Source organism: Myroides gitamensis (genome assembly GCF_029894455.1).
Classification (GTDB): Bacteria; Bacteroidota; Bacteroidia; order Flavobacteriales; family Flavobacteriaceae; genus Flavobacterium; species Flavobacterium odoratum.
The window spans coordinates 2911181-2934859 of record NZ_JARYHN010000001.1; the positions used below are offsets into that span (position 1 = coordinate 2911181).

Sequence of the window (23679 nt, forward strand, 5' to 3'; positions counted from 1 at the left end):
TTAAACATATGTATATTTTGTTGTATTCCTAAATTCATCGCTCCTTCTTCTGATTTCCACCATAATCATCACAAAAAACCAAACTAATTGACATCAAAAGACACCTTACTTTTACTATCATAATAAATAACATTGATATTTGTCTTTTTAAATACCTCTCCGTACATCAAAATATCCTTTGTATAAACCCTCATTGTATCGTTAAGTTGATTGACGCTCCATTTCTCTACCATCGAAATTTCATCTAATTTAGAAATTAGGTATTTGGTGTCTTTGACTTTATATGTAAATTTTAAAGAACCATTATCAATATCATGCGTTCCTTCAAAATTAGCTTCAACTTCAATCACAAATGGTTTTAACCACTCGTATTTTACAACATCTTCTTGTTTGAGTTTAACTGTATCTCCACAAGAAAAACACAAAAAACCGAGTATCACAAAAACTCTTTTTATGGAATACATCTTACTACTGTTTAGGTAAATTATTCTGTACAAATTTAAAAAGCACCTCTTGATAAATAAAATGATAATAATTGAAATAAGGCAATTTTTGAGCTGACATTCTTCAATAGACATTATTATGTTTCATTATTTGAATGACCATCTATCATCAACACCATTCCCTTCATGATCTATTACATAAACATATTCACCTATTTCTTCTCCTTCTTTTCCTAGAAGTATAAGAAATACTTCTATCGTATAATCGGTTGTATTCTCATGAAACCAAAAAATAGTAATTTGATTATTTTTTATTATAATATCGTTAAAGCAAATTCCAAAATCTTCTCTTAATTCATCTTCAATCGATTTATTGTCAGGAACACTTATCATATATTTGAACCCTTCCTGTGCTTCATCATAAAGCCTATTCATCTCTTGTATGCTTGACATATCATACAATTTCTTTGTCTCCATATTCAATTCTTATATATCATATTAATCAAAAATCTTAAAAAAATAGATTTTACTATCAATCTGATTCCCTTCCATGTCTTCTACATAATGAAAATCAACTAATTCGACATCTCCGTCCCCTAGAAAGAAAACACGTACACTTATGTTATACTTTTCATAATCTAATCCTGACCAAATTAAAGTTATCGTATCATTTTTTTATTTTAAATCTTTTAGGCTTTTTAAATATTTGGGCGCAATTCTATTGGTTATTTTTTTTGATTTTCCTCATTCTCTAACCAATCTTCAATGGCTTTTCTAGCTTTTCCATATAAAGCTTGCATATCTTCTATGTTCATTTTATTTTTTTTAATTATGTCCCATTACTTTCTCGAAAAAAATATGCCATTGCTATTCGCATTACCATAAATTCTAAGATCCCCCTGACTTTGTGCCTTTCATTTTTAGTTTATGAGTAAAGCCTGTTGCTTTAGCTCCAGAGGCTGTTAACCTTATGATTATTCTTCTACAAAGTTGGAAGTACCCACACATCAAATGTAAGTTGAATCGAAAATAACTAATACCAATACAAGCAGTAGAATCAATTCTACTGCTTGTATTGGTTATTAAAAATCGTTATTTGGAATGAAATCATTTTTTTTATATAGCTGCTTAAAAGTTAACAACACAAATTTAGATATCGTTCCACCAGGTCTGAAAATCGTTAATTTCTTCAAACGAGTAATCAAAATCATCCGTCTTCAAAGTTCCTATTTTTGTAAAAACTTCATCTAGTCTTCCCTCTTTGATTATGCGATCAATAGCCTTTTTAATCGTTGTTTTTTCCATATTTGCAATAACGATTGTATCCACCATATCGATATATCCGTCATAATCGCGTTTCGAAGCTAATGTCGTGACATTTTTTACAGTCATTAGTAAGCCAAAATATATTTCTCCTGTCTCTAGTACAATATTAACATCACAATTATCATCCTCTTTATTTACTAAACTAAAGGGACTGATGAAAATAATTTTATACTTCACTTTGTGTTCCATAAATTCTTTTTTATGCTATCCCCAACTTTTGTACTTGATCCTAAACTACAAACGGTTCACCATAAACCATAAAAAAAGCCTCTTCTTTCGAAGAGGCTTTAGTGCGGGTGATAGGACTCGAACCTACACACCTTGCGGCACCAGATCCTAAGTCTGGCGTGTCTACCAATTTCACCACACCCGCAGGTGGCTTAGAACTGCCGTACACTTGTGTACTGTTGTTCTTTTAAGACGTTGCAAATATACAACCTGTTTTTTAATGCGCAAGAAAAAAATAATTTTTTTTTATTCTTATGTTTGTAAGGAATAATATAACTGTATCGATACATACTATGAAAGATTCAAAACAATTTGTTCAAGAAAACAAGCAACGTCTTCTAGATGAGCTAATTGAACTACTTAAAAAACCTTCTATCAGTGCAGATAGTGCGTACTCTCAAGACGTAATAAACACGGCTGAAGCAGTAAAAGAAAATTTAATAAAAGCAGGTTGCGACAATGTAGAATTGTGCGAAACTCCAGGATATCCTATCGTATATGGAGAAAAAATCATCGATCCTGCTCTTCCAACGGTATTGGTTTATGGTCATTATGACGTACAACCAGCAGATCCAATTGAACTTTGGACCTCTCCACCGTTTGAACCTGTAATTAAAACAACACCTATTCACCCAGAAGGAGCAATCTTCGCTCGTGGAGCTTGTGATGACAAAGGACAAATGTTCATGCACGTGAAAGCGGTTGAATATATGATTGCAACAAATACTTTACCTTGTAACGTGAAATTCATGATTGAAGGAGAAGAAGAAGTTGGATCAGTAAGTTTAGGATGGTTCGTAAAAAGAAACCACGATAAATTGAAAAATGACGTAATTCTGATTTCTGATACTGGAATGATTTCTAATCAACAGCCTTCTATTACAACAGGATTGAGAGGATTAAGCTATGTTGAAGTTGAAGTAACTGGACCTAATAGAGATTTACACTCTGGATTATATGGTGGAGCGGTTGCTAACCCAATCAACGTATTAACGAAGATGATTGCTTCCTTACATGATGAAAACAATCATATCACTATTCCAGGATTCTACGATAAAGTAGAAGAGCTTTCTCGTGAAGAAAGAGATGAAATGGCAAAACGTCCATTCTCTTTAAACGATTACAAAAAAGCATTGGATATTGATGAAGTATACGGAGAAGCAGGATATACAACAAACGAACGCAACTCTATTCGTCCAACATTAGACGTAAATGGAATTTGGGGAGGTTATACTGGTGAAGGAGCTAAGACTGTTATCGCTAGTAAAGCATTCGCAAAAATCTCGATGCGTTTAGTTCCAAACCAAGATTGGGAGGAAATTACAGCGCTATTCAAGAAACACTTTGAAAGCATTGCGCCTGCAGGTGTGAAAGTAGAAGTAAAACCTCATCATGGTGGGCAAGGTTATGTAACGCCTATCGACTCTATTGGATATCAAGCGGCTGCAAAAGCGTATGAAGATACATTTGGTGTAACGCCAATTCCAGTACGTTCAGGAGGAAGTATTCCAATTGTCGCTTTATTTGAGGAAGAATTAGGATCTAAATCAATTATGATGGGATTCGGATTGGACTCTGATGCGATCCACTCTCCTAATGAGCACTTTGGTGTATTCAACTACCTAAAAGGAATTGAAACTATTCCATTGTTCTATAAATACTATATGGAATTAGTAAAATAATAAAAAAAGCGAGTAAAGATTTTTACTCGCTTTTTTTATGCTTATTCTTTTCTTCAATCCAAAGGGCCATGTACTTTGTACTTTGTGCACTGTGGTGTTTGAATACTTCTTTTAAAAAATGGGTCTTGCGATACTGTTCCAACGTGGTATCCAAATCAATTATTTTCGCTTTAAATGCAGCTGTAAAATGTGTTTTACTATAATACTTTTGAATGATGTCTACGCCTTTTTGTTGTTTAACTTTCCAAAGGACTTCATCTTGATAAAGTTCTACGGCCTTTGAAACAAATTCCTCCACTTCATCTGCACAACATCCACTCCACTCTTCAGTAGTTGCCATAGCTTCTATACCAACCCTAGTAGTTACATTGGGTGTTCCCACACGCATGGCATCAATAAACTTCCCTTTAATTCCAGCACCAAAAGGAATAGGTGCCAATAGCACTCGGGCCTTTGCAATTACTTCCAAAGCATCTTTCGCTCTACCGTGGATAAAGAAATTTTCTTGTTCCTTGTGTAACTGTAACACTTTAGCCGAGGGATAGGCTCCATAAATATGCAATTTTGCTTTAGGCAATCGCTTGCGCAACACGGGCCAAATAACGGTCTTTAATTGCAACACCGTTTGCCAATTGGGCTCGTGTATAAAGTTTCCGATAAAGACAAAATCTTCTTTTTCTTCAAAGGTCAACCAGTTCTGTTGTTGTTCTGTTGTTATTTCTTCTTCTAAAAAAGGCAACACAAAGAGGCCTTCCTCGGATAGTCGAAAAGTTTCAGTCAACAGATGAAATTCGAAACTAGAAATCAACAACGTCAAATCACATCGCATGATACTCGCGAGCTCTCGTTTCGTTCGTTCGCTATACAAGTAATCTTCCAAATGACCTTCTCCTTTTTTGCATAGCTCTTGACGTGCATAACGCAAAAAGTGTAGATCTTCTGTATCGAGTAGGGTTAACGCATTAGGGCATTGCGAGCTGATACGCCATCCGAATTGTTCTTCAATCATAAAACGGTCATACATCACCCAATCGGGCTGCAAATCCGCTAATAACTGGTCGGTGCGCTCATCATTGAGGAAAACCTCAACTTCTTTCACAGCATAAGGGATTAAATCATCGCTATAGGGTGTTTTCTGTGCCGTAGATCCAAAGTAAATCTGCATCTCCCATCCTTGAAAAACCTCCAATAACTGCAACATCCGTTTACCTGCTGCAGATGAACGAGATTCAGGCCAAACTTGCCCAATGATCAGTATTTTCTTTCCTTTTAACGAATGCTCCATCTTACAAAAGTACAGCTTCTAAAGCAGTATCACTCCTTAATTTTTAATCTCTATTATATTTAGTATTTTTGCTACAAACGAAAAGGAACTATGTTAGGACTTAAACTTTTAACCGATCCAAGATGGGCAAATATTGCAGAATCAAACCTTGAGGAAATCTTGACGGATCATTGCTGGTGCGAACAAAAAGCCGCAACCAATGCCATTACGTTGATTACGTACAATTCAGAACACGAAGATTTAGTAACCGAATTGACAGCAATTGCTATTGAAGAAATGGAACATTTCAAGATGGTACATGAAATCATCAAAGAAAGAGGCTATACTTTAGGGCGCGAACGCAAAGATGATTATGTCAATCAGTTGGTTAAATTCTGCAAAAAAGATGGAAGTCGAAATGATGCTTTCATTGATCGTTTGCTCTTTGCTGCTATGATTGAGGCTAGAAGTTGTGAGCGTTTTCGCGTTTTATCTCAAAATATAAAAGACAAAGAATTAGCAACGTTTTACTATGATTTAATGGTTTCTGAAGCCAATCACTATACGACCTTCTTAAAATTCGCCCGCAAATACACGGAACGCGTAGATGTAGATCAACGCTGGAAAGAATGGTTGGAATTTGAAGGAAACTTAATTCAGAGCTACGGGACAAAAGAACATATTCACGGATAATAGCTAAATGCGAGTCATACACTCGCATTTTTTATTTCAATGCACTAACTTTCTTCAGTAGTTTTCGGGCCTTACTTTGGTAAGCAGGTGTTTTGGCAGCAAACCTAACTTCAATTAATTCGGCAATTAACTTCGCTTGTTCTGGAAACTTTGCAGCCAATCGCATGATGATATGCATCGCATTGGCTTCTGTAGCTACTTTGGTTTCTGAAGTTAGGCACCAAATCAGACACTGATCGAGGATCGCTTCCTCTAAGGTTGCATTGAGCAAACTTTGGCGTTTCTCAACCAATACAATCGTCATTTTACTCGTTAGTCGCTTGACACTTTCATCTTTGACTGATGACAGTTGAAGAATAAAGCGTTCAACATGGTCATCTAACAACAAAGGATTCTCTTGGACTAAATCATCCAAAACAATACTAGCCAAAACATTCACTTTGGATTGGGTATCAAAAGTAAAGTCAATTAAAATAGAAATTACTTCATTCTCCTTTGACAATTGTTGAATAATGTCCCTTCGGCTGGCTAAGCTAGTATTCCCTTTAGCTAATAACTCAAAAATCATAGTATAAATCGCATAGATGGTTCAATATAAAGGTATTGAGCTAGTAAATATACTAGATTTTTTTTCTGTTTTTAAAAATAACATTTGGTTTTTAAAATACTTATTCTATATTTGTAGAACAACATCTACATAAATAGAAATGAAAGCAATTGTCTTACTTTTAGTTTTACTGTTTTTACAAAGCTGCGCCATCAATCAAAAGGTGAATGGTGAAAAAGTAGGACGTTGGGTTTATAGAACTAAAATAGAAGACAAAGATAACGAAGTCGTACGAGGGCGTTATGACAACAAGGGATTTCAAAAAGGAGTCTGGCGTTATCGTTACAATGGAAAATTATACAAGAAACAACAGTTTAAAGATTCCATTGCTTATACGACCTATTACCATCCCAATGGCAAAATAGCCGAAAGAGGACAAACGAAACTAGTATCTACAGCTTCTAGCTTGCATTATTTTTACTTTGGCTCTTGGTTTATTTACGATACTAAAGAACAATTGACGCATGTTAGACATTATGAATTTGGACAATTAAAACACGAAACAAAATTACAACGATGATAAAACTACCTCAAACTGAAGAACAACTAATGCAGTATATCTGGGATTTAGAAACAGCTTTTTCCAAAGAATTGTTAGATAAATACCCCGATCCGAAACCGGCACAAACGACCTTAGCAACGTTGCTTAAACGACTGACAGAAAAAGGTTTCATTACCTATGAAATGTTTGGAAACTCAAGAGCGTATACTCCCTTGATTAAAAAAGAAGATTATTTCGAAACACATCTGAACACCATGGTCGAACAACACTTCAATAATTCTGCTTTCTCATTTGCTTCTTTCTTCACCCAAAAAAGTAAGATGAGTAAAAAAGAATTAGAAGCGTTGAAAAAGATTGTAGAAGATCAACTAAAAAAATAAACTATGCTGCTATACCTCATCCAAACCACACTCTTATTGTTGTTATCTATTGGACTATACAAGCTCTTCTTAGAATCGACGAAGATCCATGTATTCAAAAGATATTACTTGCTTTTTGCTCTTGTTTTTATTTTTATTTTGCCTCTAATCAAAATACCATCAACTAGTATATTGACCACGACAAATACTAAATTACAGGAATTAAATGAAGTAATTATTGCACCGCAAATCGAGACTGCTTCGTCTGCCTCGTCGATATGGACCTTATCTACGCTTCTTTGGGGCATTTATGGACTAGGTGTGTTCATTATGTTTGTACGTTTTCTCCTTTCGCTTCGACGTTTTAGTCGTTTAGCTCAACTGGGTACCCCAATTGTTGACAAGGGGCAAAAATTTGTGTTCGTTCAGCATCTCGATGCCGCATTTACGTTTAGACAAACCATCTACCTGCCACTTCATATTCCCATTGATTGGACCAATAAAATCATTTTACACGAATACAATCACGTGAAACAGCAGCACTCTTTTGATATTTTATTAATTGAAGGGCTGAAAATAATCTTTTGGTTTCAACCTCTATTATACTGGTACCAACAACAGATGGCGTTAAATCATGAATTTTTAGCTGATGACACGCTTAATTCTTCCCAACAAGAAACACAAGAATACCTACAGCTACTATTAACCCAAACCTATTTACACAATGAACAACCGCTCAGTAGTTCATTCAATTTTAATTTAACTAAAAAACGTTTTACTATGCTTACAAAAAATAACAATCCCCTACAAAACACCTTTGCTGTGTTTGCTACATTGACCTTCTTTAGCTTCTTAGGTCTTACTACCGTTTTTGCTCAAGACAAACCAAACCGAGAACCTATTGTATCCAAATCAACTCAAAAAGAAGATCCCAATGAAGTCCACATTTCTGTTACAGAGCCTGCCAACTATCCAGGAGGGATGCAAGCTTTTAACCAAGACTTTATTACCAACTTTAAGACACCTAAATTTGAAGGAGAGTCAATCCGTATTATTCTAATGTTTATCGTGGAAAAGGACGGAAGTTTGAATGAGATTAAATTGGTCAAAGATTCGGGTTATGGCGTAGGAGAAGCAGCATTAGACGCCTTGTCAAAAACCAAAAAATGGACTCCTGCAAAAGATCATGGAAAATTGGTTCGCAGTCAATTTACGTTGCCTATTACCATACAAATTGACCCTACAGAAGAGGCAACAAAAGAAGCGTAACATAAGGTATTAACATTTTTTTATAAAAAAATCAAGAAGAGCGTTTCGGCGCTCTTTTTTTTATTACCTTTAATCCACCTAAAAACTACTAAATGAAAATTCACCTTACTATTTTTTTATTTATTATAACTTTAGGTAGTATCTCAGCACAAACACTTGTTCCTACTACTACTCAAAAGGAACAAGTACAGGATGATAACGATATTTATACCCTTGTTGATACCCCAGCTAAATATCCTGGAGGCTCTACGGCATTCAATCAAGCTTTTATCGACAATTTCGAACCGCCAAAAATCGATTCTTCTGTACGAAAATTAGTTTTCACGATTCAATTTGTCGTAGAGAAAAATGGCCATGTATCCCAGATTAGTGTGCTAAAAGATTTCGGATACGATATCGAACAAAATGTAAGAGCTGCATTCGAAAAATTAGATACTTGGACGCCAGCGCTAATCAAGGAAAAGCCTGTGAGATATAAAATGACATTTCCTTTTACAGTCAATCCTCCAATTAAAGAAGAAGCAAACTAAAAAATATAATTGCTAAAAGCTACTTTCTTTCTCATTACACTAGTTCATCGTTTAAACTGTCTTTGACTTTTTTGGTCAAACTGGCATAAACTAATTCATAGGAGTGATCGATTAACGCTTTAAGCAAAGTCCATTGTACAGCACCCCCTAGGTGTACGCTATTCCAATGTTTTTTGCTCATGTGATACCCTGGAACGATTTCACTGTAATCGGCACGCAATTCTTCTGCTTTTTCAGGATCACATTTTAAATTGACAAAACAACTTCCCTGCTCCCATTTTGTTAAGTTCAACAAGAGATAAATCTTACCTCCAACTTTAAACGTCAATGTTTCTTCATCAAAAGGAAAATCTTCTGTTGTTCCTTTTTTATTTAAACAATAATCGTAAATCACATGTACATCCATGGTGTATGAGATTAAAAAATTTGATACAAAATTGGTTTACTTGGTGAAGCATCATTGACAAAAGAGGCAATCTGAATATTTAGAATATACATTCCATCTGCTACCTCATCAGCAACATAAATTAGTTCTGTAATCGTCGCATCGAATTGAGCGTCATTATTCACTTGATTTACATCCTTGACGTTCCAAAACGCTTTGTGAGCCGCTAATTTTCCTTCGTCTTTTTCTTTATCTACACTTGGTAAATCAATCAATAGGTGTTTGATTCCTTTTTCACGTAAGAAAGTAGCGGCATCTGCTGCTAAATACGGAGGATTTGTATGGGAATATTTGCTGTGTTTTTTGTTTTCTTGATTTGGTAAGGTACGAAGAACAACAGCTGTTTGGCCTTGTTCGTTCCATTGACGTTGGATTTGTGTCAAAGTAATCACAGCATCCCCATCTTCTTGTTGTTCTGGTGTTATCGTTAGTAATTGTGCAAGAAAAACAAAGGTTTTCAACGTATCATTAATACTGTAAAATTCACGTGTAATATGACCTAAACACTCTGTATGTGTTCCATGTCCATGTGGATTAAACGCTATGGTATTAAAATTAGTTGAAGATTGCCCTTCACTCACTTTTCCTACCCAATCGCCCATGCGTACTGGTTCAATAGAAGGTTTATCCAAATACCAAGCAATGGGATTTTCATCTGTATTCGTCAAGGGAATAGAGATATCAACAGGCTGTGAAAAATCAACAGTATAGGTCTGATTGGAAATAGAGAGGGTTGCTTTCAATGTTTTATTTCAAATCTAACCAAAATAAATCAGATGCAATACCGTCACTTAAAAATTTTCCTTTATCAGTAATCGTTAAAATATTTTCTTGCTGTTGCATCAATCCATCTGCAATAAATGAAGTGGATTCTCGAACGAGATAGTCGTGAAATGTAGCGCCAAATTCATTTGAAACTCGCGTTAAATCAACTCCCCATATTGTTCGCAATCCCGTCATTACGTATTCATTATACCGATCAATAACAGAAAGTTCTTCTATTTCAGACGGCAATTCACCAGCTTCAATGGCTTTGATATACAAGGGATTATTGGAGATATTCCAACTGCGGTATCGCCCATCAAAACTATGTGCTGAGGGGCCTATACCTACATATTTTTTACCCAACCAATACGCTGAATTGTTTTTAGAGTAATATCCTGGTTTTGCAAAGTTTGACAATTCATAATGTATATAGCCATTGGCTCTTAATTTTTCAATTAACAGCATAAAGTGTGCGTGAGCCACTTCTTCTTTGGGACTGGGAATCACGCCTTTTTGAATGAGTTTATTTAAGGCTGTACGCTCCTCAACAGTAAGCGCATAGCAAGAAATATGGGGAATACCTAAATCTAAAATACGCTGAATATTTTCTATCCAACGTTCATTGGATAAATTGGGAATTCCGTAGATTAAATCAATCGAAATATTATCGAAATACTTTACTACTTCTTGTAAACAGCTGATTGCTTCTTGTGCATTATGCGCGCGATTCATCATTTTGAGGTCTTCTTCTCCGAAAGATTGAATGCCTATACTCAAACGATTGACTTTTGATTGTGCTAAACGCTGAATCGTTGCGGCATCTAAATCATCTGGATTGGCTTCTAATGTGATTTCAGGTTGTTCTACAACAGTATATTGCTGGTAAACGGTATCAATCAACGTATTGATTTCATCCACAGCGAGTATACTTGGTGTTCCTCCTCCAAAGTAAATGGTCTCGATGTGTTCTCCTGCTAATTCATCTTTACGCAAAAAGAGCTCTTTTTGAATAGCTGCTAACATTTCTTCTTTCTTCTTTAATGAAGTAGAAAAGTGAAAGTCACAGTAATGACACGCTTGCTTGCAGAAAGGAATGTGAATATAAATACCAGCCATTATTTTTTTACTCGATCTTGATTTTGTTTTACAAACGCATCCCAACCTGTATAAGACTTACCTACAACGGTTTTTCCTGAATTAAAGAAATGACATACCGCCGCTGCTAAACCATCTGTACTATCTAGATTTTTAGGTAATTCTTTTAATCCTAAAAGTTGTTGGAGCATCTTTGCCACTTGTTCTTTACTCGCATTTCCATTCCCTGTAATCGCCATTTTTATTTTCTTTGGTTCATATTCGGTGATGGGAATTCCACGGGAAAGTCCAGCAGCCATTGCGACTCCTTGTGCACGACCTAATTTCAACATGGACTGCACATTTTTACCAAAGAAGGGGGCTTCAATGGCAATCTCATCTGGACAATGTGTTTCAATTAATTCAATGGTACGTTCAAAAATTCGACGCAATTTAGTATAGTGATCATCGTATTTATTCAACTGTAATTCATTTAGTTGAATAAACTCCATCTTCTTATTTACCACACGTATCAGCCCAAACCCCATGATGGTAGTTCCTGGATCAATCCCTAATATAATTCTATCTATTGTCAAATCTTTACTTTTTTTCTTTCCTATTCATCCAGACCAAAAAATATGATTTACTTTGCATGAATGAAAATTGTATCCAACAAAACTAAGCAATTCCTAGTACTTCTACTTAAGATTATTGTCGTAAGTAGTGCTTTTTATTATATCTATAACAAACTCTCCAGTGATGCTACTTTGGATGGGAATTTGCTCAAAGAAGTTTTGGTTGATCCCCAACATACTTGGGCCTTATTGGCTTTGCTTTTCTTGACTTTCTCCAATCGCTTTGTTGAGATTTTGAAATGGCAGAATCTATCTTCATTGATTCAGCCCGTTACAGTAGGACAGGCTACGAAACAAGTATTGAGCGCTTTAACCTTGGGAATTTTCACCCCTAATGGTATTGGGGAATATGCGGGAAAAGCGTTGTATTTTTCTAAAAAAGATACGGGAAGGGTTATTTTTCTCAATATGGTATGCAATGGTGTTCAGGTCATTTATGCCATTTTATTTGGTTTACTCGGTCTAACCGTCCTCAATTACACCCATCAGTTTATTCCGCCTTACTACTTGTGGATCCTCTATGGAATCGCCTTAACGATTATTCTTTTGGTCTTTTCTTTTCGTCATTTGAGCATTAAAGGATATTCTATCAATACCTTGATTCAGATGCTTCGAGATATTCCTAAAGAAAAGCATCGCAAAAATCTATTTTTAGCTTTGTTACGCTATGCCTCATTCACTCATCAATATGTAATTTTATACTATCTATTTGGGGTAGATATTCCTTATTTTGAGTTGTTATGCGCCGTATCAGCCATCTATCTTTTGGCCTCTTCTCTCCCTAATTTTCAATTTTTAGAATTTGCCGTAAAAGGAAGTATTGCCATGTTTATTTTTTCTGCTTTGGATGTCAATCAATGGGTTGTTGCTTTAGTAGCTACCTTAATTTGGCTACTGAATATCGTATTGCCCATCTCTATTGGTAGTTACTTTGTGTTGACTTTTAAAGTAAAAAAATAAGATTGACCGCTTTCTTGTGGGATTCTTTTTTACAATAAATAAATCAAATTATCGGGCAAATTGCCATTTGCTTTTACGTTTTCACCTTCATAAATCACCCTCTCATTTTACAATAAATAAATCAAGGTATTGGGCAAATTGCCATTTGCCCCTACGGGAGGTTTTACATTTCCCTTTTCCCTTATTGCTTATGCAACACCAGTGGCAATACAAATTGACTTGTTACGGGAACGCCTCTTTTTGTTGCGGGAGAAAGTTCGTGAAACTTCTTGCTTTTCTCTACCAATAAACTATCTACGCTTTTTAATTGTTGTTTCAAACTGTCGTTCAATTGATAGAGCGATAGTGACACTTGGGCATCTGCCTGAATTGTCACAAGTACTTTTAGGGTATCTAATGTGGCAAAGGTGCCTCGAAGGGTATCTACGCGTAAATTTTCTTCTAGAGCAGCTGTGATATAGTCGAAAAAGCAGGTTTTTCGAGCTGTTTCATCAAAAATAGAATCACAACTGGCTACACTGGGATAGGTATCTACTTTAGTCCAATCAATTTTATTCAACTCTTCCTCCAGCAATTCTTGCTCATTGGGAAGCTGAGCGGACATCCACTGACAAGAAGTGAATACAACGGGAAAAAAGAAAATAATCCAACTCGATTTCATGAAATAATATTGTTGTACTTTAGTTAATCAAAAATACAAAAAAAATAGAGATGGACTATTTCTTATTAATCTTAAGCCTTTTACTATTAATATTCGGTATTATTGGTAGTGTACTTCCGGCATTACCTGGGCCTCCTGTTAGCTGGTTAGGGATCCTGTGCTTATATTTTGTTGATGGAGTTGAAATCAGTTCGATTGCCCTTTGGGGAAGTTTACTCATTACTATTGTGGTCTCTATTTTAGATTACGTCATTCCGGCGCAAGGAACCAAGCGCTTTGGCGGAAGTAAATACGGCGTTTGGGGAACCAATATCGGTTTAATCATAGGAATCATTGCTCCTATCCCGTTTGGCTTTATTTTAGGCCCATTCTTAGGTGCTTTGATTGGTGAACTAATCTTGGATAGCCGAGACATTTCTCGGGCGTTAAAAGCAGCTATTGGCTCTTTTATTGGCTTTTTAGCCTCAACCTTTTTAAAAGTGGTATTGGGTATTGCTTTTCTAATCTGGGGCGTTTTACTGATTATCCAGAAATTTTCTGCGTATAGTTTTTAATTTGATGGTCCTATTAAGGGTTTATTGATAAAGGTAATTCCAATTCCCACCAAAATAATACACCCGCCAATAACCATTTGCAGGGAAATTGCCTCATCTAAGAAATACCAAGCTAGCAAAGCGGCAAATAAGGCTTGACTTAGCAAACTCAACGACACACGAGTAGCTCTCATATTTTGGGTAGCATAACTAATCAGCAACCACGCCAACAACTGACAAACAACCCCTTGTACGACTAAAGTCATCCAACCTTCTGGAGAGAATCCCGTAAACGCAGACCCCATAATTAGGTTGAGTATAGCAAGAAAAATAGTTGAAACAAGAATACTATAAGACATAAATGAAACAACACCTACTTGCTCCAATACTTTTTTACTCATTAGAATGTACGTTGCATACAGCAATCCTGACAGAATACTAAACAGAAAAGGAATATCAAACGATAAGTTCACAAATACCTCAACGCCAACTAAGGTCACCATGCCGATTAAAGCGAGGATTGTTCCCAGCCAAAAATTGAGTGTTGGTTTAATCTGTAAAAAGAAATAACTTCCAATTCCCACCCATACAGGAGCCAAGTTACCGAGTAAAGTGGCCTGCGTTGCTGTTGAACCTTGAATGGCAATATTCCAAACGCCAATATCCAACCCAAAACACATACCGCACAAAACAATCAAGAGCATGGTTTTTCGATCGTATACTTTGATTTGTTTGGTAAACAAGGCATAGGGTACAATAAAAAGGGCCGCAATTGCCATACGATAGAAGGCGGATATTAAGCCAGGCACTAAAGCCATTTTTACTAAAACAGGGAAAATAGAAATACACAAAATTCCTATAAACAGTGCAATTCTAGGTTTATTTGCCATGGGATTGTATGCTTTACATTTGCTCCGCAAAATACATTAGTTTTTCTGGTTAAAAGGTATTTTTTGCTTTTTTGTTTGTGCCAAGGAAAAACAAAAAAACCCTATCACAGGGATAGGGTTTCTTCATTTATGTATTGATTTTTTTATTCTTCGATTTTATCAACAGTTAATTTATCCATTGTAAAATACAACGCTGTATTGGCATATCCTTGTGCGTTTACATCTGTTGTTTCAAGGAAAAATAACAAGTATTTCACCTCACCTAAAGAAGATAAATCTAGAGTACTCCAATTTTTATTAATTGTATTAACTCCATTTCTGAAATCAACTAAATAATGGGTTACAGGTTTTGCAGATGTTAATTTCATATCTGCTCCTACTCCATACACTTGAAGTGCAAAATAATCTCCTTGTTTAAATTTAGTTGCATAGTCATCTCCTTCTGCAATTCCATAATAAGCCCATGGACTTAAAGCAACAGCTGTACTTACTGCTTTGTATCTGTTTTTATTATCTAAAGTTACTACAGCACTGAAGTTTTCTACATCAATTTTTGCTCCTTGTTGTAATACACTTGCATCCGGTTTATGATCTGCATAAGCCACTAAGAACGGTTTTCCAGCTCCATCAACTCCACCTTGTGCCATTGATCCCCATTGGTTTTTCACCCAGCCTCCTTCAGCATCGATCTGATTGCTGTTATCTGAACTGTTAGAAACAGTAAATCCATACCAAGTATTCCATTCTTCAATAGCATTGTGGTTAAACGAAAAGATGTTCGATTTTAAAACTGCGTCTTCTGTAAATGTATCTTTCCAGATTTTCCCTCCAGTAACTTCTACACCATCAGCTAAATCAAAATCAACAAGATTCAATTTTACGTATCCAAAATCATCTGATTTTGCAACATCAACGCTATACTTATATAATTGTACGTTACTACCACGTTCAATTTTTAATGAGATGTTATGTATTCCTGGTGTTTGGAAAGCATGTTTTAAAACTGCTTCCTTCGATATCACAACATTCGTTGTATGATCAAACCAAGTAAATACGCCTCCTTGTGTTTCTACTTGTGGATCAATTACAACTTCTTGGAAGGTAACGGCTTTTAAACTTCCTTTGTCAACTGAAACATTGTACACATTACTGTCATCACTAGAACAACTTGTTAATGTTACTGTTGCTAAACTTAGCCCAAGAACAAATAAGGCGCTAAGACGCAAAAAACTTTTTTTCATATTATTTAAGTGTTTGTATTGATGTTCCTTCTACATGTAAATCAATCGCTCCAGCTACTTCAGTTGAGGTTTCCCCTAACCAACCCGCTTCTTGATTTAATCCTGTATATACTTTTACAAAATCAATTCCAGGTAAATGAACTTTATTTCCTGCTTGGTCTACTGCCCAATCAATATCAATAGCAGCTCCTTCGTGACGATTGGGATAATTATCTGCATACCCCCAGGCAAACGTTTGCAACTGCCAACTCGTTTCTGTTTCTCCTACTTGCACTGCATTATTGGGTAATAAAGTACCTTGAAATGTAATTGTTTCATCTTCTATCCATTGCGGATAATAGCTTTGATGATGAAACGTATTTTTCGTTTTCCACCCTTCATTTCCTTGGTTATCCGTCCATCGAATATAATGATCTAATGCTTCAACTGTCTCATCATGCTCTTTGGATGGTTTATAATATGTAATCCTATATTCTTTAATCGTTTTCTTATTCGTATGCTCACTTCCTTCAATTTCATACCATTCATCTTCATCGGGAACTCCATTTTTATTTTTGTCGTATGCAACTAAAATAACCCCTGGTTCTGCATTATGTGCAAAAGCATTACCTAAAACTTTAAAATCTCTTTCTCCAGCAATATTTTCAATGGTATGATCAAAACCAAAAACAACATAGCCTCCAAATCCACCCAACGAAATAACCTCATTATTAATTAAGGCTTTTTCTGCTTTTACGCGCATGCTTTCTGCCGTATCTCCTACTTCATATCGCGGCAATTCATTGACGAATTGTCCAAAGGCAGGTACATACTCCAAAACACGTGTAATGGTTGCTTTGTATTGCTTCGGCTCTTCTCTTGAATCACTATCACTTGAGCAGCTTATACCACTCCATAGGGTTATTCCTACTACACAAAATAGTCCTACTCTTCTTTTTTTGTTTTTCATTTTCTTTTTTTCTTCTGGTAAATGGTCTTTGACCTATTCATTTTTATGGAATGAAATTCTCATTTGATCTCCAAATCTTCATGTTATGGCGCAATTGCCGTTGTCCCCTACTTGTTTGTGAATGCAAGATGTGCGGGAATATTTCCGGCCATTGTTTTCCACTTTAATTCCCCATTTGAAGAAAAACAGTAAATATAGCCATTCCCTATATAATCTTGCGCATCGGTTACAAAAATTTCTTTCGTTTCTGGGTTTACTGCTATTCCATAGGGCATCAGTATCTTTTTTTCTGTACCATCTGTACTTAAAGAAGAGCGTATGATTTGCTTTGTATTGGTATCTAATATCCCCAAGGATACTTCATTTGTATTGGTATTAGCCTGATAAGCACTGGCATAATAGTACAACTGATCTTCATCAAGGGTCATATTTGAAACTGGAATATCCAATTTTTGTTTGACTTCATCCACAGCTGAATCAATAACATATAAATTAGGTGGTATATCCTTGTAGTTTCCACGTGAACTTACATAGATGTCTCCTCTACGATCTACTTGCATGCGATGTAAATTGGGTGCTACTTCTATTTTTTTGATTTCGGTAAACGTCAGTAAATCAACAACGGAAACCGTAGTATCATAATGGGGTTCTCGATAACCTCCAGAATTAGCCACATACAACTTATTGCCTCTAATTGCCATCTCCTCGGGTTGATATCCCACTTCTACTTTTCGTCTCACCTGCAAAGCAATCGTATCAATTTCCGCTACAAAACCAATTTCTGCATTGGGATTGGTTTCTATTTTGCCTGAAAAGGAACTCACATAAACTTTTCCATCAGCAAAAGCTAAATACCGACAATTAGGGACATGAATTTGCTTGATGTGTTTACCTGTTGCTACATCAAAAACCTCAATAAAATTGGAGGCATTGATGGTTGCATAGGCTTTGGTTCCATAAATTTTAAGGTCATTCCCAACATCGCCTAATTCACGGGGAATCGAAGGATTGCGTTCGGCAAAAATATCACGCGTATACAATCCTGTTTCATAATCAAACCAATCGAGGGTTGCGCGATTCATTCCCATATTTCCTTCATTTAGAAGATAAAACCCTTGAATATTTTCTAATTGTACAGGGATAGAAACGGCTGAACTATCGGAAACAAAAATCAATTCGTCCTTGCGACAGCTACTGAATAATAAGCCTACAATCAACAGGATATAGCTAATTTTTCTCATATACTTATAAGGCTACACGTAGGGTTAAACGAAAATTTCTTCCAGGCATGGGAAAATTAGTCACTACTTCATAATATTGATTGGCTAGGTTATTGGCCTCAGCTCGAATCTGAATGGTCTTATTTCTCCATTGCAACTGTTTTTGTACGCTTAAATCATGCGTATACCACGGTTGTAACTCATTGCGTTTGGTATTGTTTTTATTGCCATTGTAGCGCTTTCCAACATAAATGAAGCTATAATCCAGCTGCCAATTGTGATAATCTAAACCGAAGATAGCGGATCCAGAATGCCAAGGGGTATAGGGAATTTGATCTCCATAAAAAGAAGGTTTTCCTGAAGGTGTCAAGCTTAAATCTTGAGCAAGGGTATATTCATACGTTGCTCCAATTTGAGCCGTCATCCCCTGCATCAGTTCCCAATGCGTTTTGATTTGGCTTTCTATTCCATAATGCTCCACTTTTCCTAAATTGGACATCATCCAACGCATCATACTCGAAGTAGGCGAAGCGATTATCTTGTCTTCTACTTGAGCGTAGTATGCATCTACTGTTAGGTGAACTTCTTTCAGCAGCGTGCTTTTAATTGCTACTTGATGAGCAAATCCTACATTAAACTGACGAGAAAGTTCTGGTTTTAAATGAGATGTCCCGATTTGGGTATAATACAAATCATTAAATGTAGGCAGGCGATACATCTGTTTGTAAAATGCATGTACTGTAAAATTTGATGTATCCCAAGGTTTATAACGCAGAAAAACAGAGGGTGTAAACAACGAGCGATTCGGCGCTTGGTAGTTATTCCGTACCTTTTCTTTAGTAAAGGTCCCTAAAAGGTTTGCTTGTGCTTTCAATCGACCTACATCCACACTTGTTGAGAGCACCGTATAAAAAGTATAGCGCTCTGGATAGGTAAACAGCGCTTCTTGCCCTAAACGCGTTGCATTTAATTTATTATACTGTACATCTGTGGCTAGTGAAACATTCCAAAATGGGGCTAGTGTAAATAAATGAGCGGCCGATAGGTACCATTCTTGTTGGTGGTAAGTATTGTCAAATTGCGGATTATAGGTTACCTCTTCGCCTTGAAAGTCGACTGTTTTTCTCGATTGATAATGCAGTTGATCATAGGCAAACTTCCCTTTTATCATCCATTGATACAAAGGAGATACCACGCGTTTCCACTCCCCTTGTAACATGACATTTTTATCGTTTTGTTTTTCATTGTTTTGTTCCGTAGCCAGAGTTGCATCGCTTTTTTTAATAATTGCTTCTGGCAATCCTCGGTGGGATTGATAATAGTATAGATTAACCTGCCAAGTATTAACTTCATCTTGACCAAACCAATTATTTTCTAAACGGAAGGATTCAATACCGCTATTTTTTCGATACGCGGTGGTATCATAGGCTACTGTCCCATCCAGATTAAAGCGTTTTTGCCTGAATTTATAATTGCCATTGGAATATAAATAAGCTGCACTAATACTCGTACTAACATGATCACTGACTTTAATAGCCACACGAGCGGAAGGATTGGTCCATTGAATGGAGCCTAACTTATATTGAAACTGCGTGTGTATTTTCTCTTGCGCGATAAAAGTGGGGCGCTTGGTTTGAATATAGATGGCTGATGCAGTTGCATATTCTTTAGCAGCTTGCAAGGGAGCACTTCGCTGTCCGTTATACAATTGGATCGCTTCAATATCATCTAAGGAGAACTTCCCTAAATCAACAACCCCATTTTGGGCATTGCCCAATTGGATACCATTGTAAAAAACACCGACTTGATGGGTTCCCATATGACGTACATCAACTGTTTTCATTCCTCCCATACCTCCGTAGTCTTTCATCTTTACTCCGGCGAAATAACGCAGAGCATCCGCTACATCTGTACCATTTAAACGGCGCAATTGCTCTCCTTCTAATGTTTGGGGTAGAATAACATCCTTCGTTCGTTCTTTGACTACTAAGATTTCCTTTAATGCCGTAAGGGTGTCTTGACTTTGTTGTGCATATCCACTAAGTGCTCCGAAAAACCACAGACTTCCTACTAAGAAAAATAAATACTGTACTCGCATAAGCATGAATCATTTCGCATACAAACGCATCGTACGGGTTCCTTCATCAAATGAATAAAGGATACGTAGTATTGCGTTTACTATTTTGGCATCGAAAACATTAAACAAAACCTAAAATGGCAGGTATTCTGACTTACTCTTAACAAGGTCCTTCCCATTTTACAACAGTGGACAACCAAGCTTGTTAAACCATTGAGCTTACAGCAGCGGGCCTGTTGGAGATTTTCACTCCATTCCCTTTTCATTATCTTTTCAGATAAACCATTTTATTGATGCGTAAATATAGTGAAAAAGTGATGGAACAAGAGAGTAGAGAAAGAGGTGTAAAGACGAACCTAACTAAAATTTCCAACAAGTAATCATTGAAGCTTGATCATATTCATAACTTATAAAAACGCGATGCTCATCAAAAAGTTGAGCAATTCTCACTTTCTCATTTAAAACAATCGTATCTACTATTTGTCGTTTTACTAAAGAATACAACCAAATTGTATTATTGTAAATCAGATATACAATTTCTTCCGTTTTAGAAATAACAAAGGTTTCAAAATAAAAATCAAATCGAAGCGCTACTTTTTCAGTAAAGTCTTGATTGTAGATATCAAGTTGATTGATTGGTGCTATAGATTCATGTGTATTGGAAGTAGCAGGAATAACCTTTCCCATATGTAAATAGAAATTACCCGATAAACCTTGCTGCACTTGATAAAAGATATCGGTTTGGATAACTTCGCTTACCTTATTCTCACGCAGATTATAGCGTTGTACACTGCCAATTCGAGCACAGAAAATTAAATATGCATCTTCACTCGTTTTGAAGATACCTCTACACGTATTCATCTTTTTTCGCTTCCCTTTTTCATTTTTATAGTCATACACAAACAAAAATTCTGAATTCCAATTCATTAGGAATAACATATCCTCATCATTAGAAGAAATATAATCACTATATCTTGCGATGCCTTTTTCATACTTTTTAATAAGAGTGAAGTCAGTTCGATCAACTTGGAAGATTTTACGATCCGAAACGACAAAGAGATTTATTCCATCTGGATGGAAGTACAAGCAACGAACCGTATTTTTTATTGCAATCGATTTTACTTCTTTCCCATCTTCTAAAGAAAGCTGTCTTAATTTCATCGAAGTAAAAGAAGAACCCCATCCATCTGAAATATAAAATTTCGTTGAATCAAATGGATCAAGTATAGGCATTAATCCACCAAACAGATTATTTTTCAAACCTACGGTCCAAGTTTGTATTGGTTTCATTGCAATAAAAATTGAAGATTGTAAAGAGAAAGATACAATTTTTTTCTTAACTGGTTCGTTTACGGTTACGATGGACGGTTTACGGTAAGTCTAAAAAGAAAATACTCTCCTCTCCATTTTCCAATCCAGTATAAAAACAAAAAAGCTCTCCATGAATTTCAGGAAAGCTTTTCATTGGTCTAACTACTAAACCTAGTGCTTGCGCACTTAACAACACAACTAAATTTTACAATCTAATAATCCAGTGATTATTAGAGGGCAAAAAAAGCCTCCCACGAAATGAGAGGCTTCTTTTTTACTGGCGGTCTGGACGGGACTCGAACCCGCGACCCCATGCGTGACAGGCATGTATTCTAACCAACTGAACTACCAAACCAGTATTAACCATAAAATCATTACAGCGACAAAGATAGACTTTTTTTAAAAACTACAAAGAAAATTATTCTTTTCTTCGTCTTTTTCGCTGACTCAAAATTGCTCTTGAGTTTTGCGGTCTGGACGGGACTCGAACCCGCGACCCCATGCGTGACAGGCATGTATTCTAACCAACTGAACTACCAAACCTTGTCTTTATTGCTGTAATGCGGTGCAAATATACGACCATTTTCTACACTTCCAAATCCTACAGCAAAAAAAATCAAACTTTTTTTCACCAAAACCAGAAGCCACCTGAGTTTCAACACTATAAAACCATAAAAAAAATGAACTTTTTTTTTCCTCCTTTTTGAATCTTTCCCCATTTGGAGGAAATAATTCCTCCTTCTTTCTACTTCAAAACGACTACAACTCGATTTCTCCCACTCTTTTTTTGTTCTTTTTCTATTCTTTTTTGTTCCTTTTCTTCAATCCTCCCTCTTATTATTTTTCTTTTCGATGTAGAAATTTATCTTTTCAGGTGCTGTAAAAACAAAATAGAGCAAAAAAAAACAGCAGTGAATCAAATTTCACTGCTGTTTTTTTATCTTTTTAATCGCAAAAGGCTTCTTATAAAGCTTCATTGATTAAGTCTTCGTATGCTTTTTTAGGAGCTACTCCTACTTGACGTCCTACAACTTCTCCATTTTTGAATACTAATACTGTAGGAATGTTGCGGATTCCATATTTTGAAGCGAATTCTTGGTTGTTGTCTACATCCACTTTTCCAATTACTGCTTTTCCTTCGAAATCTGCACTTAATTCAGATACAACTGGAGCTAACATTTTACATGGTCCACACCATACTGCCCAAAAATCTACTAAAACTGGTTTGTCTGATTTTAATACTACTTCTTCAAATGTAGCGTCTGTTATTTCTAATGCCATGGTAATACTTTTTTACGTTATAAGACAAAACTACTAAAATAATTATACTTACCTCATCCTTTTTAATCAATTTTATCTATTTCGAGATATACAAAGCTAATTCAATAGATACACTAAGATGATGAAATACATTTTACCATTTCTATATCCCATCCAACTACAGCAGAATAATACCGATATTTGTACCTACTTATAGAATTGTTATGCAAAAGGAGTTACAACAACTTAAAGACTTTTTTCTACAACATGCAGGAATAAATTTCATTCCGCAAGCAGAAGATCCTGAATGTGAAGAATACAGCGGTTATACCTGTCTATTGGATACCTTTACTATTAAGTTTAGAAAAGCCAAGATAACACCTAAAAAAATCGGTCAATTTGTAACGGTATGGAAACGGAATGCTGAGGGCATCACAACACCCTTTACCCTTTCAGATCCTTTTGATTTTTATAGTATACTGACGGAAGCATCAAATCAAGTTGGCTGTTTTATTTTTTCCAAGTCTATTTTGGGAGAGAAAGGCATTCTAACTACCCCAAAACAGGAAGGGAAACGCGGTTTTCGCGTGTATCCCACTTGGGATTATCCAACGAGCAAACAAGCGCTAAAAACGCAACAATGGCAAGAAAACTATTTTATTTTGCTCTCTGCTCAGGAGGATCAATCATCCACAAGTCATAACACAGTAAAGCTTCATCGAATACTAAAACAACATATCGACACAGTGAAATAA

At 36.0% G+C, this 23679-nt stretch carries 26 protein-coding genes, 3 tRNA genes and 1 riboswitch; of the genes, 9 read left to right on the forward strand and 20 right to left on the reverse strand.

What is annotated here, in order from left to right; all coding sequences use genetic code 11:
- Nucleotides 1-83: 83 nt before the first annotated feature.
- From M2306_RS12890 to M2306_RS12905, 4 genes are all read right to left on the reverse strand, one after another.
- Nucleotides 84-440 carry a hypothetical protein gene (locus tag M2306_RS12890; RefSeq protein ID WP_259187652.1) on the reverse strand — a complete coding sequence of 119 codons (357 nt, stop codon included), beginning with the start codon at nt 438-440 and terminating at the stop codon, nt 84-86.
- Nucleotides 441-590: 150 nt separating this feature from the next.
- On the reverse strand, nt 591-920 hold the full coding sequence (locus tag M2306_RS12895; protein WP_259187651.1) for a hypothetical protein: 330 nt from the start codon (nt 918-920) through the stop codon (nt 591-593).
- A 672-nt stretch (nt 921-1592) separates the two neighbouring features.
- Nucleotides 1593-1958 (reverse strand): hypothetical protein, encoded by a 366-nt coding sequence (locus tag M2306_RS12900; protein ID WP_259187650.1) that lies wholly within the window; start codon nt 1956-1958, stop codon nt 1593-1595.
- Nucleotides 1959-2060: 102 nt separating this feature from the next.
- A tRNA-Leu gene (locus tag M2306_RS12905) sits at nt 2061-2142 on the reverse strand.
- A gap of 148 nt (nt 2143-2290) precedes the next feature.
- Here M2306_RS12905 and M2306_RS12910 point away from each other — a divergent pair.
- Nucleotides 2291-3679, forward strand: coding sequence for a dipeptidase (locus tag M2306_RS12910; protein ID WP_259187649.1), 1389 nt, complete (start codon nt 2291-2293; stop codon nt 3677-3679).
- A 22-nt stretch (nt 3680-3701) separates the two neighbouring features.
- Here M2306_RS12910 and M2306_RS12915 read toward each other — a convergent pair whose 3' ends face one another.
- Entirely contained in the window at nt 3702-4964 is a 1263-nt protein-coding gene (locus M2306_RS12915; protein ID WP_259187648.1) for a glycosyltransferase, read from the reverse strand.
- A 90-nt stretch (nt 4965-5054) separates the two neighbouring features.
- Between M2306_RS12915 and M2306_RS12920 the strand changes: the two genes are divergently transcribed.
- Nucleotides 5055-5636 carry a MiaE family protein gene (locus tag M2306_RS12920; protein WP_115092327.1) on the forward strand — a complete coding sequence of 194 codons (582 nt, stop codon included), beginning with the start codon at nt 5055-5057 and terminating at the stop codon, nt 5634-5636.
- Nucleotides 5637-5667: 31 nt separating this feature from the next.
- Here the strand turns inward: M2306_RS12920 and M2306_RS12925 are convergent, their stop codons facing one another.
- Nucleotides 5668-6204 carry a HEAT-like fold family protein gene (locus M2306_RS12925; RefSeq protein ID WP_498882879.1) on the reverse strand — a complete coding sequence of 179 codons (537 nt, stop codon included), beginning with the start codon at nt 6202-6204 and terminating at the stop codon, nt 5668-5670.
- A 139-nt stretch (nt 6205-6343) separates the two neighbouring features.
- On the opposite strand from M2306_RS12925, the gene M2306_RS12930 reads away from it, so the two are divergent.
- The 4 genes from M2306_RS12930 to M2306_RS12945 all read left to right on the forward strand — a co-directional run bounded on the left by M2306_RS12930 (nt 6344) and on the right by M2306_RS12945 (nt 8903).
- Complete coding sequence (locus tag M2306_RS12930; protein ID WP_259187647.1) at nt 6344-6763, forward strand: hypothetical protein; 420 nt, start codon at nt 6344-6346, stop codon at nt 6761-6763.
- Nucleotides 6760-7125, forward strand: a complete 366-nt coding sequence (locus M2306_RS12935; RefSeq protein ID WP_060872810.1) for a BlaI/MecI/CopY family transcriptional regulator — start codon at nt 6760-6762, stop codon at nt 7123-7125. Before M2306_RS12930 ends, M2306_RS12935 begins: the two co-directional genes overlap by 4 nt.
- A 3-nt stretch (nt 7126-7128) precedes the next feature.
- Nucleotides 7129-8373, forward strand: a complete 1245-nt coding sequence (locus M2306_RS12940; protein WP_259187646.1) for a M56 family metallopeptidase — start codon at nt 7129-7131, stop codon at nt 8371-8373.
- Nucleotides 8374-8465: 92 nt separating this feature from the next.
- Entirely contained in the window at nt 8466-8903 is a 438-nt protein-coding gene (locus M2306_RS12945; RefSeq protein WP_259187645.1) for an energy transducer TonB, read from the forward strand.
- 34 nt (nt 8904-8937) lie between these two features.
- Here M2306_RS12945 and M2306_RS12950 read toward each other — a convergent pair whose 3' ends face one another.
- From M2306_RS12950 to ruvC, 4 genes are read right to left on the reverse strand one after another with little or no spacing between them, the layout of a single operon-like run.
- Nucleotides 8938-9309 (reverse strand): MmcQ/YjbR family DNA-binding protein, encoded by a 372-nt coding sequence (locus M2306_RS12950; protein ID WP_002989458.1) that lies wholly within the window; start codon nt 9307-9309, stop codon nt 8938-8940.
- Nucleotides 9310-9320: 11 nt separating this feature from the next.
- Nucleotides 9321-10091 carry a cyclase family protein gene (locus tag M2306_RS12955; protein ID WP_115092320.1) on the reverse strand — a complete coding sequence of 257 codons (771 nt, stop codon included), beginning with the start codon at nt 10089-10091 and terminating at the stop codon, nt 9321-9323.
- 4 nt (nt 10092-10095) lie between these two features.
- Entirely contained in the window at nt 10096-11229 is a 1134-nt protein-coding gene (hemW, locus tag M2306_RS12960) for a radical SAM family heme chaperone HemW (RefSeq protein WP_259187644.1), read from the reverse strand.
- A complete protein-coding gene (gene ruvC / locus M2306_RS12965) occupies nt 11229-11783 on the reverse strand; it encodes a crossover junction endodeoxyribonuclease RuvC (RefSeq protein WP_002989453.1) in 555 nt (184 codons plus the stop codon). Before ruvC ends, hemW begins: the two co-directional genes overlap by 1 nt.
- Before the next feature lie 60 nt (nt 11784-11843).
- Here ruvC and M2306_RS12970 point away from each other — a divergent pair, with 60 nt between their 5' ends.
- The gene (locus M2306_RS12970; RefSeq protein ID WP_115092318.1) at nt 11844-12782 is read left to right on the forward strand and encodes a hypothetical protein; all 939 of its coding nucleotides are present in this window, start codon (nt 11844-11846) and stop codon (nt 12780-12782) included.
- Nucleotides 12783-12963: 181 nt separating this feature from the next.
- On the opposite strand, the gene M2306_RS12975 is transcribed toward M2306_RS12970, so the two are convergent.
- A complete protein-coding gene (locus M2306_RS12975) occupies nt 12964-13443 on the reverse strand; it encodes a hypothetical protein (protein WP_115092317.1) in 480 nt (159 codons plus the stop codon).
- Between the two features lie 50 nt (nt 13444-13493).
- Between M2306_RS12975 and M2306_RS12980 the strand changes: the two genes are divergently transcribed.
- Nucleotides 13494-13997, forward strand: coding sequence for a DUF456 domain-containing protein (locus M2306_RS12980; RefSeq protein WP_115092316.1), 504 nt, complete (start codon nt 13494-13496; stop codon nt 13995-13997).
- On the opposite strand, the gene M2306_RS12985 is transcribed toward M2306_RS12980, so the two are convergent.
- The 9 genes from M2306_RS12985 to trxA all read right to left on the reverse strand — a co-directional run bounded on the left by M2306_RS12985 (nt 13994) and on the right by trxA (nt 22945).
- Entirely contained in the window at nt 13994-14866 is an 873-nt protein-coding gene (locus tag M2306_RS12985) for a DMT family transporter (protein ID WP_259187643.1), read from the reverse strand. The genes M2306_RS12980 and M2306_RS12985 overlap by 4 nt on opposite strands.
- A 143-nt stretch (nt 14867-15009) precedes the next feature.
- Nucleotides 15010-16107: a DUF4465 domain-containing protein gene (locus tag M2306_RS12990; protein WP_115092314.1), complete on the reverse strand. Its 1098-nt coding sequence runs from the start codon at nt 16105-16107 to the stop codon at nt 15010-15012.
- Between the two features lies 1 nt (nt 16108).
- Nucleotides 16109-17056, reverse strand: coding sequence for a PKD domain-containing protein (locus M2306_RS12995; RefSeq protein ID WP_115092313.1), 948 nt, complete (start codon nt 17054-17056; stop codon nt 16109-16111).
- A 107-nt stretch (nt 17057-17163) separates the two neighbouring features.
- A complete protein-coding gene (locus M2306_RS13000) occupies nt 17164-18297 on the reverse strand; it encodes a YncE family protein (RefSeq protein WP_115092312.1) in 1134 nt (377 codons plus the stop codon).
- Nucleotides 18298-18301: 4 nt separating this feature from the next.
- A complete protein-coding gene (locus tag M2306_RS13005) occupies nt 18302-20374 on the reverse strand; it encodes a TonB-dependent receptor (protein WP_259187642.1) in 2073 nt (690 codons plus the stop codon).
- 101 nt (nt 20375-20475) lie between these two features.
- Nucleotides 20476-20655, reverse strand: a riboswitch (cobalamin riboswitch).
- Between the two features lie 58 nt (nt 20656-20713).
- Nucleotides 20714-21643 (reverse strand): YncE family protein, encoded by a 930-nt coding sequence (locus M2306_RS13010; protein WP_259187641.1) that lies wholly within the window; start codon nt 21641-21643, stop codon nt 20714-20716.
- A gap of 299 nt (nt 21644-21942) precedes the next feature.
- A tRNA-Asp gene (locus M2306_RS13015) sits at nt 21943-22019 on the reverse strand.
- Nucleotides 22020-22133: 114 nt separating this feature from the next.
- Nucleotides 22134-22207, reverse strand: a tRNA-Asp gene (locus M2306_RS13020).
- A 420-nt stretch (nt 22208-22627) separates the two neighbouring features.
- On the reverse strand, nt 22628-22945 hold the full coding sequence (gene trxA / locus M2306_RS13025) for a thioredoxin (protein ID WP_002989433.1): 318 nt from the start codon (nt 22943-22945) through the stop codon (nt 22628-22630).
- 203 nt (nt 22946-23148) lie between these two features.
- Between trxA and M2306_RS13030 the strand changes: the two genes are divergently transcribed.
- Nucleotides 23149-23679, forward strand: coding sequence for a MepB family protein (locus tag M2306_RS13030; RefSeq protein WP_259187640.1), 531 nt, complete (start codon nt 23149-23151; stop codon nt 23677-23679).

Coding starts and splice junctions, on each gene's coding strand:
- M2306_RS12940 (WP_259187646.1), top strand. CDS start 7,129: ATGCTGCTATACCTCATCCAAACCACACTCTTATTGTTGTTATCTATT.
- M2306_RS12930 (WP_259187647.1), top strand. CDS start 6,344: ATGAAAGCAATTGTCTTACTTTTAGTTTTACTGTTTTTACAAAGCTGC.
- M2306_RS13010 (WP_259187641.1), bottom strand. CDS start 21,643: ATGAAACCAATACAAACTTGGACCGTAGGTTTGAAAAATAATCTGTTT.
- M2306_RS12900 (WP_259187650.1), bottom strand. CDS start 1,958: ATGGAACACAAAGTGAAGTATAAAATTATTTTCATCAGTCCCTTTAGT.
- M2306_RS13005 (WP_259187642.1), bottom strand. CDS start 20,374: ATGCGAGTACAGTATTTATTTTTCTTAGTAGGAAGTCTGTGGTTTTTC.
- M2306_RS12970 (WP_115092318.1), top strand. CDS start 11,844: ATGAAAATTGTATCCAACAAAACTAAGCAATTCCTAGTACTTCTACTT.
- M2306_RS12895 (WP_259187651.1), bottom strand. CDS start 920: ATGGAGACAAAGAAATTGTATGATATGTCAAGCATACAAGAGATGAAT.
- trxA (WP_002989433.1), bottom strand. CDS start 22,945: ATGGCATTAGAAATAACAGACGCTACATTTGAAGAAGTAGTATTAAAA.
- M2306_RS12980 (WP_115092316.1), top strand. CDS start 13,494: ATGGACTATTTCTTATTAATCTTAAGCCTTTTACTATTAATATTCGGT.
- hemW (WP_259187644.1), bottom strand. CDS start 11,229: ATGGCTGGTATTTATATTCACATTCCTTTCTGCAAGCAAGCGTGTCAT.
- M2306_RS12950 (WP_002989458.1), bottom strand. CDS start 9,309: ATGGATGTACATGTGATTTACGATTATTGTTTAAATAAAAAAGGAACA.
- M2306_RS12990 (WP_115092314.1), bottom strand. CDS start 16,107: ATGAAAAAAAGTTTTTTGCGTCTTAGCGCCTTATTTGTTCTTGGGCTA.
- M2306_RS12975 (WP_115092317.1), bottom strand. CDS start 13,443: ATGAAATCGAGTTGGATTATTTTCTTTTTTCCCGTTGTATTCACTTCT.
- M2306_RS12985 (WP_259187643.1), bottom strand. CDS start 14,866: ATGGCAAATAAACCTAGAATTGCACTGTTTATAGGAATTTTGTGTATT.
- M2306_RS12915 (WP_259187648.1), bottom strand. CDS start 4,964: ATGGAGCATTCGTTAAAAGGAAAGAAAATACTGATCATTGGGCAAGTT.
- M2306_RS12925 (WP_498882879.1), bottom strand. CDS start 6,204: ATGATTTTTGAGTTATTAGCTAAAGGGAATACTAGCTTAGCCAGCCGA.
- M2306_RS12945 (WP_259187645.1), top strand. CDS start 8,466: ATGAAAATTCACCTTACTATTTTTTTATTTATTATAACTTTAGGTAGT.
- M2306_RS12910 (WP_259187649.1), top strand. CDS start 2,291: ATGAAAGATTCAAAACAATTTGTTCAAGAAAACAAGCAACGTCTTCTA.
- M2306_RS12995 (WP_115092313.1), bottom strand. CDS start 17,056: ATGAAAAACAAAAAAAGAAGAGTAGGACTATTTTGTGTAGTAGGAATA.
- M2306_RS12935 (WP_060872810.1), top strand. CDS start 6,760: ATGATAAAACTACCTCAAACTGAAGAACAACTAATGCAGTATATCTGG.
- M2306_RS13030 (WP_259187640.1), top strand. CDS start 23,149: ATGCAAAAGGAGTTACAACAACTTAAAGACTTTTTTCTACAACATGCA.
- M2306_RS12920 (WP_115092327.1), top strand. CDS start 5,055: ATGTTAGGACTTAAACTTTTAACCGATCCAAGATGGGCAAATATTGCA.
- M2306_RS13000 (WP_115092312.1), bottom strand. CDS start 18,297: ATGAGAAAAATTAGCTATATCCTGTTGATTGTAGGCTTATTATTCAGT.